Origin of the sequence: Morganella sp. Je.2.23 (assembly GCF_051129855.1) — a bacterium.
GTDB lineage: Bacteria > Pseudomonadota > Gammaproteobacteria > Enterobacterales > Enterobacteriaceae > Morganella > Morganella sibonii.
On record NZ_JBCPSQ010000002.1, the window covers coordinates 204551 to 220326 of the forward strand.

General features: G+C 50.0%; 12 protein-coding genes. 11 read left to right on the forward strand and 1 reads right to left on the reverse strand.

The features are described 5' to 3' along the window. Positions 1 to 86: 86 nt before the first annotated feature. From apt to AAZR23_RS11485, 10 genes are all read left to right on the forward strand, one after another. Positions 87 to 650, forward strand: a complete 564-nt coding sequence (gene apt, locus AAZR23_RS11440) for an adenine phosphoribosyltransferase (protein ID WP_410795813.1) — start codon at positions 87 to 89, stop codon at positions 648 to 650. A 95-nt stretch (positions 651 to 745) separates the two neighbouring features. Further along, positions 746 to 2680 carry a DNA polymerase III subunit gamma/tau gene (gene dnaX / locus AAZR23_RS11445; protein WP_434692668.1) on the forward strand — a complete coding sequence of 645 codons (1935 nt, stop codon included), beginning with the start codon at positions 746 to 748 and terminating at the stop codon, positions 2678 to 2680. A gap of 44 nt (positions 2681 to 2724) precedes the next feature. Further along, entirely contained in the window at positions 2725 to 3054 is a 330-nt protein-coding gene (locus AAZR23_RS11450) for a YbaB/EbfC family nucleoid-associated protein (protein WP_015422952.1), read from the forward strand. Then, entirely contained in the window at positions 3054 to 3671 is a 618-nt protein-coding gene (recR, locus tag AAZR23_RS11455) for a recombination mediator RecR (protein WP_046893185.1), read from the forward strand. Before AAZR23_RS11450 ends, recR begins: the two co-directional genes overlap by 1 nt. Before the next feature lie 162 nt (positions 3672 to 3833). After that, positions 3834 to 5708, forward strand: coding sequence for a molecular chaperone HtpG (gene htpG, locus AAZR23_RS11460; protein ID WP_434692672.1), 1875 nt, complete (start codon positions 3834 to 3836; stop codon positions 5706 to 5708). Between the two features lie 211 nt (positions 5709 to 5919). After that, positions 5920 to 6564 carry an adenylate kinase gene (adk, locus tag AAZR23_RS11465; RefSeq protein ID WP_046893187.1) on the forward strand — a complete coding sequence of 215 codons (645 nt, stop codon included), beginning with the start codon at positions 5920 to 5922 and terminating at the stop codon, positions 6562 to 6564. Between the two features lie 224 nt (positions 6565 to 6788). Beyond that, entirely contained in the window at positions 6789 to 7745 is a 957-nt protein-coding gene (hemH, locus tag AAZR23_RS11470) for a ferrochelatase (RefSeq protein ID WP_046893188.1), read from the forward strand. Positions 7746 to 7922: 177 nt separating this feature from the next. Continuing rightward, on the forward strand, positions 7923 to 8912 hold the full coding sequence (locus AAZR23_RS11475; protein ID WP_218426583.1) for a Wzz/FepE/Etk N-terminal domain-containing protein: 990 nt from the start codon (positions 7923 to 7925) through the stop codon (positions 8910 to 8912). Between the two features lie 95 nt (positions 8913 to 9007). Beyond that, positions 9008 to 10318 carry an inosine/guanosine kinase gene (locus tag AAZR23_RS11480; RefSeq protein ID WP_054423657.1) on the forward strand — a complete coding sequence of 437 codons (1311 nt, stop codon included), beginning with the start codon at positions 9008 to 9010 and terminating at the stop codon, positions 10316 to 10318. Between the two features lie 223 nt (positions 10319 to 10541). After that, entirely contained in the window at positions 10542 to 10754 is a 213-nt protein-coding gene (locus AAZR23_RS11485; protein ID WP_046893191.1) for a DUF1471 domain-containing protein, read from the forward strand. Positions 10755 to 11642: 888 nt separating this feature from the next. Here the strand turns inward: AAZR23_RS11485 and ybaL are convergent. Next, the gene (gene ybaL, locus AAZR23_RS11490) at positions 11643 to 13460 is read right to left on the reverse strand and encodes a YbaL family putative K(+) efflux transporter (RefSeq protein ID WP_273746064.1); all 1818 of its coding nucleotides are present in this window, start codon (positions 13458 to 13460) and stop codon (positions 11643 to 11645) included. A gap of 606 nt (positions 13461 to 14066) precedes the next feature. On the opposite strand from ybaL, the gene ushA reads away from it, so the two are divergent. Continuing rightward, positions 14067 to 15734 (forward strand): bifunctional UDP-sugar hydrolase/5'-nucleotidase UshA, encoded by a 1668-nt coding sequence (gene ushA, locus AAZR23_RS11495; protein ID WP_434692675.1) that lies wholly within the window; start codon positions 14067 to 14069, stop codon positions 15732 to 15734. Positions 15735 to 15776 lie beyond the last annotated feature (42 nt).

Here is a 15776-nt window from a genome sequence, read left to right on the forward strand (position 1 = left end):
AAAACAACAAATAATCGGCAAAGTCACGGGATACGGTTGCAATTTTCCCCTGATTTGCATAGATTCTGAGGTTTCGTGTTATCTCTATGGCACCTATTATGAGCGCAACTGCTGAACAACTGCAATTTATTAAAGAAAGTATCCGGACTATCCCTGACTATCCTAAGGAAGGGGTACTGTTTCGCGACATCACCACATTACTGGCTAATCCGGAAGCGTATCGTCTGACGATTGATATGCTGGTGGAGCATTTCGCAGACAAAGGGATCACCAAAGTCGTGGGCACTGAAGCCCGTGGATTCTTATTCGGCGCACCGGTTGCGTTACGTCTGGGTGTCGGCTTTGTGCCGGTCCGCAAAAAAGGGAAATTACCGTGTGATACCCTCAGCGAGACCTATGATCTGGAATACGGCACTGACACGCTGGAGATGCATAAAGACAGCATCAGCAGTGGTGACAGCGTGCTGGTTGTTGATGACCTGCTGGCCACCGGCGGTACGGTGAATGCAACTATCCGCCTGATCCGCCGCCTGGGCGGTGAAGTACATGAAGCCGCCTTTATTATCGGCCTGCCGGATCTCGGCGGCGCCGAACGCCTTGAAGCGGAAGGTGTGCACAGCTTCTGCCTGCTGGAATATGCCGGCGGCTGAGTCTTTCCCCTGTATTAAACGCAAACTCAGCCTCGCCCATTGTGGTGAGGCTGTGGTAGCATGATGGAAAATCATGTTCACTCTCTGCGGAATCCATGAGCTATCAAGTCCTTGCCCGTAAGTGGCGACCACAAACATTTTCACAGGTTATCGGTCAGCAGCATGTTCTGACAGCGCTCGCAAACGGGCTGGAACATCAGCGGCTTCACCACGCCTATCTCTTTTCCGGTACCCGCGGGGTCGGAAAAACCACCCTTGCGCGCCTGTTTGCCAAAGGTCTTAACTGTGAGCAGGGCATCACCGCCACACCGTGCGGCAAATGCCAGAACTGCCTGGAAATTGAGCAGGGGCGGTTTGTTGATCTGATTGAGATCGATGCCGCGTCGCGCACCAAGGTGGAAGATACCCGTGAACTGCTGGATAACGTCCAGTACGCCCCGTCACGCGGGCGTTTCAAAGTTTATCTGATCGATGAAGTCCACATGCTCTCCCGTCACAGCTTTAATGCGCTGCTGAAAACCCTGGAAGAGCCGCCGGAGCACGTCAAATTCCTGCTGGCCACAACGGACCCGCAAAAGCTGCCGGTAACAATTTTATCGCGCTGCTTACAGTTCCATCTTAAAGCGCTGGATGTGGATCAGATCAGTCAGCAGCTTGATACTATTCTGACTGCCGAACAGATTGAAAACGATGCCCGCGCACGACTGTTACTGGCCCGTGCCGCTGATGGCAGTATGCGTGATGCGCTGAGTCTGGCGGATCAGGCGATTGCGCTCGGTGCCGGAAAAGTGACCACGGACGTGGTCACTCAGATGCTCGGCACTCTCGACGACGAGCAGCCCCTGACTATCCTGGAAGCCCTGGTCAAAGGGGATGGCGTTCAGGTGATGAACGGCGTGAATGATGCCGCATCACGGGGCGCGGACTGGGATAATCTGCTGACAGAAATGCTGGCTGCGCTGCATAAAATTGCCATGCTGCAACTGCTGCCGGTACAGGAAAACAGTGCTGCCGGTGTGACAGAAGAGCGTCTGCGTATCCTCGCCCGGGCTATTGCTCCGGCAGATCTGCAACTCTATTATCAGACACTGCTGGTCGGCCGCAAAGAGCTGCCGTATGCCCCGGACAGACGAATGGGCGCTGAAATGGCGCTGCTGCGCGCGCTGGCATTCCATCCGCGTAATGTGATTGATGAAGTGATCACCGCGCCGTCCGTGGCACCGGTTTCTTTACCGTCACAGCCGCAGAGACCGGAACCTGCCGCACCGGCACACAGCACACCGCCGCCGGTGATGTCACCGGAAACGGAGAACAGCCCGACTGCGCAGTTGCTGAAAGCCCGTGATGCGCTGAACCGGCAGGAGACTCCGCCGTCAAAAAAGTCTGAGCCGGTTACCTTAACAGATAAGGTTAAACCGGCGAACTCAGCACTGGAGCGACTTGCTGCCGTGACTGAAAACCGCCGGGGGCATGTTGCGTCTGCACCGCAGCCGAAAGCATCCGGTAAACCGCAGCCGTATCAGTGGCGTCCGCAGAAACAGGATGAACCGGAAGAAAAGGCCCCGGTTACACGGCCGAAAGATATCAAAAAAGCCCTTGAGCATGAAAAAACGCCGGAAGTGGCTGAAAAACTCGCTGTTGCTGCCCGTGAACGTGATGCATGGGCGGCAGATATTGATAAAATGCAGTTGCCGAAACTGGTGCAGCAGCTGGCGCTGAATGCAGTGAAAGAACAGACCGGTGAAGACAGTATCTGTCTGCATCTGCGCTCCTCCCAGCGCCACCTGAATTCAAAATCAGCACACAGTATGCTGAGTGATGCACTGAGTGAACTTTATGGTAAAGTTATCAGTCTCACTATTTGTGAAGATGATGATGTCAGCATAAAAACGCCGCTGGAATGGCGGCAGGCTATCTATGAAGAGATGCTGGCGCAGGCGCGTCAGTCCATTGTGACGGATAAAACCATTCAGACTCTGCTGACCTTTTTTGATGCGGAACTGGATGAAGAGAGTATCCGGCCTGTTTAACCACCTTGCGTTGGAATACGCAATTTAGTCAAAGAGAGAAAACTATGTTCGGTAAAGGCGGTTTGGGCAATCTCATGAAACAAGCCCAGCAAATGCAGGATAAGATGCAGCAGATGCAGGAAGAGATTGCAAATACGGAAGTCACCGGTGAATCCGGTGCGGGCCTGGTTAAAGTCACTATCAACGGCGCACATAACTGCCGCCGCGTGGAAATCGATCCAAGCCTGATGGAAGATGACAAAGAGATGCTCGAAGATCTGATTGCTGCCGCATTTAATGATGCCGCACGTCGTATCGACGAAACCCAGAAAGAAAAAATGGCGTCAGTATCCAGCGGAATGCAGCTGCCGCCGGGCTTTAAGATGCCGTTCTGATGCAAACCAGTCCGCTTCTTGAAGCACTGATGGACGCCCTGCGCTGTCTGCCGGGCGTCGGGCCGAAATCGGCCCAGCGTATGGCGTTTCAGCTGTTACAGCGTGACCGCAGCGGCGGTATGCGTCTGGCGCAGGCGCTGACCCGCGCGATGTCGGAAATCGGCCACTGCCGCGACTGCCGGACCTTTACCGAGCAGGAGCAGTGTACTATCTGTGCCAATCCGCGCCGTCAGCAGACCGGCCTTATCTGTGTGGTGGAAAGCCCTGCGGATATCCACGCTATCGAGCAGACAGGGCAGTTCTCCGGCCGTTACTTTGTGCTGATGGGACACCTGTCGCCGCTGGACGGTATCGGTCCGGCAGATATCGGGCTGGATAAACTGGAGGAGCGGCTGTCTCAGGAAACTCTCAATGAGGTGATCCTGGCGACCAATCCGACAGTGGAAGGGGAAGCGACGGCCAATTATATTGCGGAAATGTGCGCGCAGTATGATGTTTCAGCCAGCCGTATCGCTCACGGCGTACCGGTCGGGGGCGAACTGGAAATGGTGGATGGCACAACCTTGTCCCACTCCATCGCCGGACGTCAGAAAATCCGTTACAACAGCGATTACTGACGGCGGTTTCTGCCTGTTACCCGGACAGACGGCCTGCGCCGTCTGTCACTTTTCCTCAGAATTGTCACAAAAAATTCCCCGTTTGCCTTGAAAATCTGAAGACCGGCCCCACCTGATTTTTATCCTGTTTTTTTTCGTTGATAAGTCAGTCTGAGGTTATTCATGAGTCTGCAAGAACAAGAAACCCGTGGTTTTCAGTCAGAAGTAAAACAACTTCTGCAGTTAATGATCCACTCACTTTATTCCAACAAAGAAATTTTCCTGCGCGAGCTTATCTCCAACGCCTCTGATGCGGCCGATAAGCTGCGTTTCCGTGCCTTATCTGACAGTTCACTGTATGAAAACGATGGTGATCTGCATGTCCGTCTGTCCGCTGATAAAGAAAAGCGTACACTGACCATCAGTGATAACGGTATCGGGATGACCCGCGATGAAGTCATCGACAATCTGGGTACGATTGCCAAATCCGGCACCAAAGCATTCCTGGAATCACTCGGCTCCGACGCGGCAAAAGACAGCCAGCTGATCGGCCAGTTCGGGGTGGGGTTCTATTCTGCCTTTATCGTGGCGGACAAAGTCACTGTTATCACCCGTGCGGCGGGTGTGCCGTCTGACCAGGCGGTGTTCTGGGAGTCTGAAGGGGAAGGGGATTACTCTATCGCCAAAACCCACAAGGATTCACGCGGTACTGAAATCACTCTGCATTTCCGTGAAGGGGAAGACGAGTTCCTGGATGACTGGCGTCTGCGCTCGGTTATCGGCAAGTATTCTGACCATATCGCGCTGCCGGTGGAAATCGAAAGCAAAAATGAAGAAGACGGTACTGTCATCTGGGAAAAAATCAACAAAGCTCAGGCACTGTGGACGCGCAATAAGAACGACATCAGTGATGAAGAATATAATGAGTTTTACAAGCATCTCTCCCATGATTTCGCTGATCCGCTGACATGGGCGCATAACCGAGTGGAAGGGAAGCAGGAGTACACCAGCCTGCTCTATATCCCGTCCGTGGCACCGTTTGACCTGTGGCACCGCGATCAGCGCCGCGGCCTGAGCCTGTATGTCCAGCGCGTCTTTATTATGGATGATGCGGAACAGTTCATGCCGAACTACCTGCGCTTTGTGCGCGGTCTGATAGATTCGAATGATCTGCCGCTGAACGTCTCCCGTGAAATTTTACAGGACAGCGCTGTGACCCGCAGCCTGCGCAGTGCACTGACCAAACGTGTTCTGCAGATGCTGGAGAAACTGGCGAATAATGATGCTGAAAAATACCAGACTTTCTGGCAGCAGTTCGGTCTGGTTCTGAAAGAAGGCCCGGGTGAGGACAGCACCAATGCGGAACTGATCGCCAAACTGCTGCGTTTTGCCAGCACGAAAGAAGACAGCTCCGCACAGACCGTTTCCCTGGCGGATTATGTTTCCCGCATGGCGGAAGGTCAGGAAAAAATTTACTACATCACCGCAGACAGCTATGCAGCGGCGAAAAACAGCCCGCATCTGGAGTTATTCCGTAAGAAAGGCATTGAAGTACTGCTGCTCTCCGATCGTATCGATGAGTGGATGATGAATTACCTCAATGAATTTGATGGTAAAACCTTCCAGTCTGTCAGCAAGGCGGATGAATCGCTGGAAAAACTGGCGGATGAAGATCCGGCAGCGAAAGAAGAAGCAGACAAAGAGCTGGCGCCGTTTATTGATCGTGTGAAAACACTGCTCGGTGACCGTGTGAAAGAAGTGAAACTGACACACCGTCTGACGTCAACGCCGGCGATTGTGACCACTGATGCGGATGATATGAGTACGCAGATGGCGAAACTGTTCGCCGCAGCCGGTCAGCAGGCACCGGAAGTGAAATATAACTTTGAGCTGAACCCGGAGCATCCGCTGGTGAAACTGGCCGCAGATCAGCAGGACGAAAGCCGCTTTGCCGACTGGATCAATCTGCTGCTCGATCAGGCACTGTTTGTTGAACGCGGAACCCTGGAAGATCCGAACGAATTCGTTTCCCGGATGAATAGTCTGTTATTAGGCTAAAAACAGGCGTTCCCGCGCCGGGTGAGCGCAATCGCGCATAACCCGCTTAAAAACCACATGATTTCATGATAATCATGTGGTTTTTTCATTGAAATCAGTAAAAACGAACGGGAGAGTTTCCCCGCTTTTCTTGAGTCCATACCCTGACAAATGGTATGGTAGCTTGTTTTTATCCGAATTATAAAAAAGCAACCAGCAAGGGGTTTACGCAATGCGTATTATTCTGCTCGGCGCTCCGGGCGCCGGTAAAGGGACTCAGGCTCAGTTTATCATGGAAAAATACGGGATCCCTCAGATCTCGACGGGTGACATGCTGCGTGCAGCAGTGAAATCCGGCAGTGAATTGGGTCTCCAGGCAAAAGAACTGATGGACAACGGCAAATTAGTGACTGACGCATTAGTTATCGCACTGGTTAAAGAGCGCATCAAACAGGATGACTGCCGTAACGGCTTCCTGCTGGACGGGTTCCCGCGTACCATTCCGCAGGCAGATGCAATGAAAGAAGCCGGTATCACCGTTGATTTCGTTCTGGAATTCGATGTTCCGGATGACATTATCGTTGACCGTATTATCGGCCGCCGCGTGCACGCAGGCTCAGGCCGTGTGTATCATGTAAAATACAATCCGCCGAAGACAGAAAATAAAGACGACGTGACCGGTGAAGAGCTGACCATCCGTAAAGATGATCAGGAAGAAACCGTCCGTAAGCGTCTGGTGGAATACCATCAGCTGACTGCACCACTGATTGAGTACTATCAGAAAGAAGCTCAGATGAGTGACGTGAAATACAACCGTATTGACGGCACCCGTCCGGTAAGCGAAGTCAGTCAGGAATTAGCCCGTATCCTGGGTTAATCCGGCACTTATTTCTGTCAGGCAGCCAAACGGCTGCCTTTTTTTATCCTGATCTGCGGCACACCGGGAGCATACATCAGTATGTGACCGGGGTGACAGAGAGCAGCCAACGAACCTGCGGACAAAAGGATGAAGAACATGAAGAACATGGCAGAAAAGAATAAGAATCATTACTAACAATACATTACCCTGACAATCATTCTAGTTGCTGACAGGATTTTCTGATGACAAATCAACACAAACGCGGCGTTTTACTGGTTAACTTAGGCACTCCGGATGCGCCGGAAACCCCGGCGGTAAAACGCTATCTGAAGCAGTTTCTGAGTGACCCGCGTGTGGTGGATGTCTCTCCGCTGCTCTGGCAGTGTATTTTACGCGGCATTGTGCTGCCGTTCCGCTCACCGCGTGTGGCGAAGCTGTATCAGTCGATCTGGATGGAGGAGGGTTCTCCGCTGCTGGTGTACAGCCGCCGTCAGCAGGCAGCACTGGCTGCACAGTTGCCGGGTACACCGGTGGCGCTGGGAATGAGCTATGGTTCGCCATCGCTGGAATCCGCTGTTGATACTCTGCTGGAGCAGGGCGTGACGCATCTGGATGTCCTGCCGCTGTATCCGCAGTATTCCTGCTCAACCACCGGTGCGGTGTTTGACGGGCTGGCAGATATCTTTAAACGCCGCCGGACCTTTCCGTCACTCAATTTTATCCGCAGTTATGCGACGCATCCGCTCTATATTGAGGCGCTGGCACAATCGGCGGAGGCGGCTTTTGCGGAGCACGGGGAGCCGGACCGGCTGATCTTGTCCTATCACGGTATTCCTGTCCGCTATGCGGAAGAGGGGGATATTTATCCGGCAGAATGTGAGGCAACAACGGCATTACTGCGGGAGCGGCTCCGTTTCCCGGCTGAACATATCATGCACACTTATCAATCCCGCTTTGGCCGGGAGCCGTGGCTGACGCCTTATACGGATGAAACAATGAAGGGATTACCCTTAGGAGGAGTAAGGTCTGTTCAGGTGATGTGTCCGGGATTTTCGGCTGACTGCCTTGAGACATTAGAAGAGATTAAGGAACAGAATAAAGGGTTCTTTTTATCTTCCGGAGGGGAGGAATATCATTACATTGAATCGCTGAATGATGATGATATTCATATAAAACTATTACACGAGCTGGTAGGCTAGTTTTTTTGCGTTCCAATCTGGAATAGTCCGAAATATACCACTGTTATGCGTAGAATTTTAAGGAATTAATGTTAACATTAAACATGTAACAATTAATTGGCTTAAAATTGACAGATATTATTGCTGATTTTAAGTGAAATTTGATATTTCATCGCAAACAGAACGGGTGCTATGGACATGGTGAGTGAGAAGGGTTCAGTGAACCTTAATAATGACGAGATCGATATTATTGATCTTCTGAAACTGTTATACCGCTATAAAGTTTTTATCGTCATTGTGACCGTATTGTTCGCCGCAGCCGGTTTTGGTGTTTCCAAAATACTGCCGCAAAAGTGGACCAGTACCGCGGAAGTGACGGCAACAGAGCTGCGTGATATGCCTGAGCTGAATAAAATTCGCTTGCAGATGAACGCACTCAATGTGTCAGCCGTCTCGGATCTGCCTGCGGCGTTCAATGTTTTCAGTACTGTCTGGCAGGCACCGTCAGTGCAGAAATCATTTCTGAGCTTACCGGGCGATACCGCGGCTTCCGGTACTTTTGGTTTTAAAAAGACCGATGGCGATATCCTGAAACCGGCCACTGCCGAGGTGACGTTCACTGCGGCTGATCCGCAGACAGCGCAGCGGATGTTATCGGATTATCTCGATTACACCGCGCAATACAGCCAGAACGTCATGCAGATGCAGTTACAGGAAAACCTGGCTGCTGCACTGAGTGCCGGTCAGAGCCAGTATAGTGTGGCGCTGGTCAAAGCAGAGCATCAGCGTGAACAGACTCTGGCTTACCTGGAAGCGGCAGAACGCATTGCACCGGCGACAGCATCTGTTCCGCCTCAGAATCCGGAAGCTGATCCGGTTGCGGCTTACAGTGCGATGGGCCGCCCTGCAATTATGCAGATGACAAATTCACTGAAAGCATTAGATTTACCGGCGGTGGATGCAGATCTTCTGGACAGAGCCTATACACTGAAGAGTATCAAAAGCATCGCGCCGTTCTCTGTGGATATTGTTCCGTTTACCGTGACCGAATCCCCGGCTCTGCCGGTGGTGAAAGACGGCCCCGGTGCTAAAATGTATCTTATTGCATCTGCCTTTTTAGGGTTTATCCTCTCTGTGATGGCAGTTTTTGCATGGAATATGTTTGTTAACAGAAAAAAATCAGCATAGTTTCCGGTTGAGCGGGCATTAAGGGTTCTGTCCGCTCACATTCTCTTTTTGGTTATGATAAAATACGGCATCTTTTTTTCCGGCCATGAACCTTTATGAAATTCCCCGGCAGACGCAAATCCAAACACTACTTCCCGGTCAGCCTGCGTGACCCGTTATTACAGCCCGTCCAGCTGATGAAAGATGATGAAAATACCCGCGCATATATCGTCGGTATTGATCAGACGCTGGTGGATATTGAAGCCAATGTGGATGATGATTTTATCCGCCGTTATCAGCTCAGCCGCGGGCATTCGCTGGTTATTGAGGATGATGTGGCTGAAGAGCTGTATCGTGAGCTGATTGAGCGCTCGCTGATCACCCATGAATTTGCCGGCGGCACCATCGGAAATACCCTTCATAACTACTCCGTACTGGCTGATGACCGTTCCGTACTGCTGGGCACGATGTGTAATAATATCCGGATTGGCAGTTATGCCTATTATTATCTGTGCAATACATCCAGCCGCATGGATCTCAACTATTTACAGGGTGTTGACGGCCCGATTGGCCGCTGTTTCACCCTGATCAGTGAAAACGGTGAGCGGACATTTGCCATCAGCCCCGGGCTGATGAACCAGCTGCGTCCGGAAAGCATTCCGGAAGAGATTATTGCGGAAGCCTCCGCACTGGTGCTGACCGCCTATCTGGTGCGCTGCAAACCGGGCGAACCGATGCCGGATGCCACCATGAAAGCTATTGAGTACGCCAAAAAACATGATGTGCCGGTGATCCTGACACTGGGAACCAAACATGTGATCGCAGAAGATCCGCAGTGGTGGTGTGATTTCCTCGCAGAAAACATTTCTGTGCTGGCAATGAATGAAGAAGAGGCGCTGGCACTGACCGGCTTTACCGATCCGCTGCTGGCATCAGATAAAGCGCTGGACTGGGTGGATCTGGTATTGTGTACCGCAGGCCCTGCCGGTTTATATATGGCGGGTTATTCAGAAAAAGAATTTATGCGCGAAACCACCCACCCGTTATTGCCGGGGGCGCTGGCCGAATTTAACCGTTATGAATTCAGCCGTGCAATGCGCCGGAAAGATTGTCAGGACGCCGCACGGGTCTATTCCCATATCGAACCCTATATGGGCGGTCCGGACAAGATTATGAACACCAACGGTGCCGGTGATGGTGCATTATCTGCCTTACTGCATGATATTACGGCTAACAGCTATCACCGGATGAATATCCCGAACTCCAGTAAGCATCAGCGCCGCTATCTGACATACTCCTCACTGGCTCAGATCTGCAAATATGCCAACCGTGTCAGCTATCAGGTACTGATCCAGCACTCACCGCGTCTGACCAAAGGATTACCGGACCGGGAAGACAGCCTGGAAGAGTCATACTGGGAACGCTGATAACAACAACTGACAGATAATCGCCGGAATTTTCCGGCGTTTTTTATGGGCAATAACAAATAATCCGTGTTACACATCGGCATCATCAACTTTACTGATGAAGTTGAGGTGAAAAATTCGCTTTAACCTCAGGTTATGTTGAGGTTTAAGCTTTGGTCATTCCCGGCAAGAGAGGCTTGCCAGATGAAATATACCCCTTATTGAATGTAACAAGGAAATGACCATGAATACTGTAAAAACACTGATTACCGCTTCTGCTCTGACACTGTTTTCCTTTGCGGCTTCTGCTGAATCCGTTTCTGTCACCAGTGACACACTGACATCAGCTGAAGCAAAAATTGCTGAAAAAGCACAGGAAAGCGGAGCTTCCGGTTATACCATCACCAGCGCCCGTACGACTGATAATGTGATTATGACGGCAGAACTGCACAAATAATGGCATCCAGTGACTGAGTACCTGTTTATTATCCTCTGATATCAATCCTGCTCCGGCAGGATTTTTTATATATGCACATAAAAAAGCCCGGTCAGACCGGGCTTGCAGCTGATGTTTAGTTCTGCGAATTAAAATAATTTCTGTACATTTCCATCTGCTCAGGTGTTATGTTTAGCTAATAACTTTATATTATTTAATCCTTTTTACAGAATCTGATACCCATAGTGAGATCAGATTAATAACACTCCCTGTAATAACCGAGATAGAATAATTAATATCTGTGTAAAATGAAAAATTAAAATATATCTCTTTTAATACACTTGCCTTTAAAAGAGGAAACAATGTAACAAATAGCGTTGATACAATTACAGATATAATAACTCTATTTATTATTTTTTGTTTTAGTATTATCTTTCTGAAATATATAATATTCACAAAACTCAGTAGCACTGCAATAAAATACTGACCAGAATCAGGCATAGCGCCTCCTCAGGAGCAAGGTGGTGACGATTTTTTATGGTGTGTATTTCTTAAAACTCATGATGATGATAGATATTATTATATTTTCGCCTGATGGGATACTGACTATTCTCAGGTAATTTAATAAAATTAATAATTACTATGTTAATTATCAATTAAAATGTAACAAATATTGTGAAATAACATAATGGAATCAATTTTATCCGGTGTTTATATTATATTATATTTTATTTTCCGTACGACTGATAATATGATTATGACGGCAGAGCTGCACAAATAATGGTATTCAGTGACTGAGTACCTGTTTATTATCCTCTGATATAAATCCTGCTCCGGCAGGATTTTTTATGTGTACATAAAAAAGCCCGGTTCGCTGACCGGGCTTGTATTTCAGCAGGTTAAAACAGATTATGCCGACGGATGCGGGTTCTGATTCTCCGGAGTGGCATCTGTTTCCGGTTTGCGCAGCATATCATGCAGTGAGCGGCCTTCCGTTTCTGTTTCCGGCGCAGTTTCTGCCACCGGATTGATACTGACCGGGCAGCCGAATTCATGGTCAGTCTGATTTTCCGCCAGCAGCGTGCTCATCGCACGGGCGATTTCAAATTCACCAATCACCACACGGTTTGCACCGCGCTCCATAATATAGGTACGCTCGTCGTCATAATGTGCGCGGACAATAATTGTCATATGTGCGTTCATGGCGCGGGCTTTGGCCACAATCTCACCGGCTTCATAGCCGTTCGGGATTGTCAGCAGCAGGGAACTGGCACAATCGGCGCGGGCAAGTTCCAGTACATCCTGTGCCACCGCATTCCCCATCACGGAAGGGTAACCGCGTTCAGCCAGCTCTTCAAAACGGGCGCGGGTATCTTCCACCACCACAACCGGATAACCTTTATTATGCAGTTTGTCCGCCAGCATCGCACCGACGCGTCCGTAACCGACAACGATGGTATGACCGCAGATATTGACCGGCACCTGAGTGATCTCTTCCAGCGTTTCTTCTTCCTGCTGCTCTTCCGGCGTTTCGGTTTTTTCCAGATAACGGTCGAGCAGGGTGAACAGTACCGGGTTGAGCATGATAGAGACTATCGCACCGGCCAGGATCAGGTCATTGGCCTGGCGGTTGAGAACCTCCAGCGTGACGCCCATTCCGGCGAGGATAAAGGCGAACTCCCCGATTTGCGCAAGGCTGACGGCAACAGTCAGGGCTGTCCGCCGGTTATGGCCGAACATCCTCACCAGCAGCAGAGCGGCAGCAGATTTACCGATGATAATAATCGCCAGCACACCCAGTACGCCGAGCGGGTGGTTGATCAGCACCATCGGGTCAAACAGCATCCCGACAGAGACAAAGAACAGCACTGCGAAGGCATCACGCAGCGGCAGAGTGTCCTGTGCGGCCCGGTGGCTGAGTTCTGACTCATTGAGCACCATACCGGCAAAGAATGCACCGAGAGCAAACGAGGCATCAAACAGCGCAACGGCGGCATAAGCAATACCCAGTGCCAGCACCAGTACCGCCAGGGTAAACAGCTCCCGTGAACCGGTGGCCGCTGTTCTGGCGAGCAACCACGGGATCACGCGGCGGCCGATAAAAATCATAATCAGGATAAATGCCACTACTTTACCGATAGTGACGGCAAGGCTCATCAGCAGTTCTGATGTGCTGGCACTGGCTTCCGGATTATTGATGATAGAGGCCGCTGCGGGTAACAGCACCAGGGTTAATACCATGGCGAGATCTTCCACAATCAGCCAGCCGATAGCTATCTGACCGCGCTGGCTCTCTATCAGTTGCCGCTCTTCCAGGGCGCGCAGCAGCACCACGGTACTCGCTGTGGATAAGCTCAGACCAAATACGATCCCGGTAAATAATCCCCAGCCGAACAGCCCGGAAAGGCCGAGACCCAGAATAGTGGCGACAGCTATCTGACAGATAGCGCCGGGAATAGCGATATTTTTAACCGCCAGCAGATCTTTCAGTGAAAAATGAAGCCCGACCCCGAACATCAGCAGAATAACCCCGATTTCTGCCAGTTCCGGTGCCAGAGAGGCATCGGCAACAAATCCCGGGGTAAAAGGACCCGCTAACACACCCGCCGCCAGATAACCCACTAACGGGGAAATCTTTAACCGCTGCGCTAACATACCAAGTAAATAAGCGAGAACGAGACCGCCAACAATAGTTGTGATAAGAGGCGTTGAGTGCACTTTTTTCATTCTCCTTTTGATTAGTGGTGTGAACGGATGTTGGTTAGCTATAAATATAATACATGTTTTCGTGACATAAATCGCGTTAAAAATATAACTGATTATGTAAAAAACGGCATTTGGCAGTTGATAATGTGAAATGCCGGTTGTTTTCAGGTTATTCTCCGCATCCGGTCATATGTTCTCACCTGAATCGATTTTGTTTTGTGTTTTCTTTGTCGTTATTTAACAAATGATTGAGTGTGTTTAATCTGTTTTTGATGCCGATTTTGCGGTATCTGTAAAATTGACCAGAAAATTACGTGTTTAACCGTGGTGTTTATACCGGTAATCGCATCATAATGTCCGGGGAGAATAAAATAACAGCACCTGAGTACGGATAAGAAACGCCCGATTTAATTTGGTTGAATATTGATATTTAACGATTTTTTAAGGATGTGTTATCGCATTCGTGCGGCTGAAATAAATGACAAAACATTGAGTGATGTCTCATTTTTTTGCTGTATTTATCATATCTGGTGTAAAAATTTGTGAATTTTCATCATACTTTCAGCAGAACGCCGGCGGGAGCAGCTTCTGTACCGGTATCATCATTCAGACATACAGGGAATGACCATGACATTCAGACTGAAAACCGCAGCCTGCGCGCTGGCGGTATCCGCAGTTCTTTTTCCGGCGCTGGCGAATGCCTGGGAAAAAGATAAAACCTACGACATCACTATTCTGCACACTAATGATCACCATGGTCATTTCTGGCAGAACGATCACGGCGAATATGGTTTATCCGCCCAGAAAACTCTGGTGGACGGCATCCGTAAAGAGGTGGAAGAGAAAGGCGGATCACTGTTGCTGCTCTCCGGCGGCGATATTAACACCGGCGTGCCGGAATCTGATTTACAGAATGCCGAGCCGGATTTCAAAGGAATGAACCTGGTCGGTTACGACGCAATGGCGCTGGGAAATCACGAGTTTGATAATCCGCTTGAAACACTGCGCACTCAGGAAAAATGGGCCACGTTCCCGTTCCTGTCCGCCAATATTTATAAGAAAAGCACCGGTGAACGTCTGTTTAAACCGTATGCGGTGTTTGACAAACAAGGTGTGAAAATCGCGGTGATTGGTCTGACAACGGACGATACGGCGAAAATCGGTAATCCGGGTAATTTCCCGGATACGGAATTCCGCGTCCCGGCAGAAGAAGCGAAAAAAGTGGTTGAAACACTCCGTGAAGCGGAGAAACCGGACATTATTATCGCCGCCACCCATATGGGTCACTACGATGACAGCAATCACGGCTCCAATGCCCCGGGCGATGTCGAAATGGCACGCAGTCTGCCGGCCGGTTATCTGGATATGATTGTGGGTGGTCACTCACAGGACCCGGTCTGTATGCAGCCGGAAAATAAAAATTACAAAATTGCCGATTACGTACCCGGCACTCCGTGTGCGCCGGATAACCAGAACGGCACCTGGATTGTACAGGCACATGAATGGGGTAAATATGTGGGACGGGCAGATTTTCAGTTCCGCAACGGTGAATTCACGCTGAAGCACTATCAGCTTATCCCGGTGAATCTGAAGAAAAAAGTCACCAAAGAGGATGGTTCATCAGAGCGGGTGTATTACACCAGTGAAATTACCGAAAACCCCGACATGCTGAAACTGCTGACACCGTATCAGGAAAAGGGCAATGAGCAGCTTAATATTAAAGTCGGGTCGGTTGACAGCAAACTGGAAGGTGACCGCAGCAAAGTCCGTTTTGAACAGACCAGCATGGGACATCTGCTGTTGTCCGCACAAAAAGAGCGGGCGAATGCCGATTTTGCCATTATGAGCGGCGGTGGTGTGCGTGATTCTATCGAACCGGGTGATATTACCTATAAACATGTGCTGAAAGTACAGCCGTTTGCCAATGAACTGGTGTATGTCGATTTCAAAGGCAGCGAAGTACTGCCGTATCTGACCGCCGTCGCCAATATGAAAACTGATTCAGGGGCTTACGCGCAGTTTTATAATGTGGGACTGACACTGAATAAAGACGGCTCGGTGAGTGATGTGACGATTGACGGCAAACCGCTTGATCCGGCAAAAACCTACCGTATGGCGACACTGAACTTCAATGCGATCGGCGGGGATGGTTATCCGAAAATTGATACGCATCCGGGATATGTGAGTACCGGTTTTGTCGATGCGGAAGTGCTGAAAGGCTATATTGAAGCCCATTCTCCGCTGAAAGCGGCAGATTATGAACCGAAAGGCGAAATTATTTATAAAAACAAATAATTGTTTATGACGGCCTTAAAAAACCGGGGTGTGATGTGAATC

Bases quoted from the DNA above. Each gene is read 5' to 3' on its own strand.
- apt (WP_410795813.1), top strand. From the start codon at position 87: ATGGCACCTATTATGAGCGCAACTGCTGAACAACTGCAATTTATTAAA.
- dnaX (WP_434692668.1), top strand. From the start codon at position 746: ATGAGCTATCAAGTCCTTGCCCGTAAGTGGCGACCACAAACATTTTCA.
- AAZR23_RS11450 (WP_015422952.1), top strand. From the start codon at position 2,725: ATGTTCGGTAAAGGCGGTTTGGGCAATCTCATGAAACAAGCCCAGCAA.
- recR (WP_046893185.1), top strand. From the start codon at position 3,054: ATGCAAACCAGTCCGCTTCTTGAAGCACTGATGGACGCCCTGCGCTGT.
- htpG (WP_434692672.1), top strand. From the start codon at position 3,834: ATGAGTCTGCAAGAACAAGAAACCCGTGGTTTTCAGTCAGAAGTAAAA.
- adk (WP_046893187.1), top strand. From the start codon at position 5,920: ATGCGTATTATTCTGCTCGGCGCTCCGGGCGCCGGTAAAGGGACTCAG.
- hemH (WP_046893188.1), top strand. From the start codon at position 6,789: ATGACAAATCAACACAAACGCGGCGTTTTACTGGTTAACTTAGGCACT.
- AAZR23_RS11475 (WP_218426583.1), top strand. From the start codon at position 7,923: ATGGTGAGTGAGAAGGGTTCAGTGAACCTTAATAATGACGAGATCGAT.
- AAZR23_RS11480 (WP_054423657.1), top strand. From the start codon at position 9,008: ATGAAATTCCCCGGCAGACGCAAATCCAAACACTACTTCCCGGTCAGC.
- AAZR23_RS11485 (WP_046893191.1), top strand. From the start codon at position 10,542: ATGAATACTGTAAAAACACTGATTACCGCTTCTGCTCTGACACTGTTT.
- ybaL (WP_273746064.1), bottom strand. From the start codon at position 13,460: ATGAAAAAAGTGCACTCAACGCCTCTTATCACAACTATTGTTGGCGGT.
- ushA (WP_434692675.1), top strand. From the start codon at position 14,067: ATGACATTCAGACTGAAAACCGCAGCCTGCGCGCTGGCGGTATCCGCA.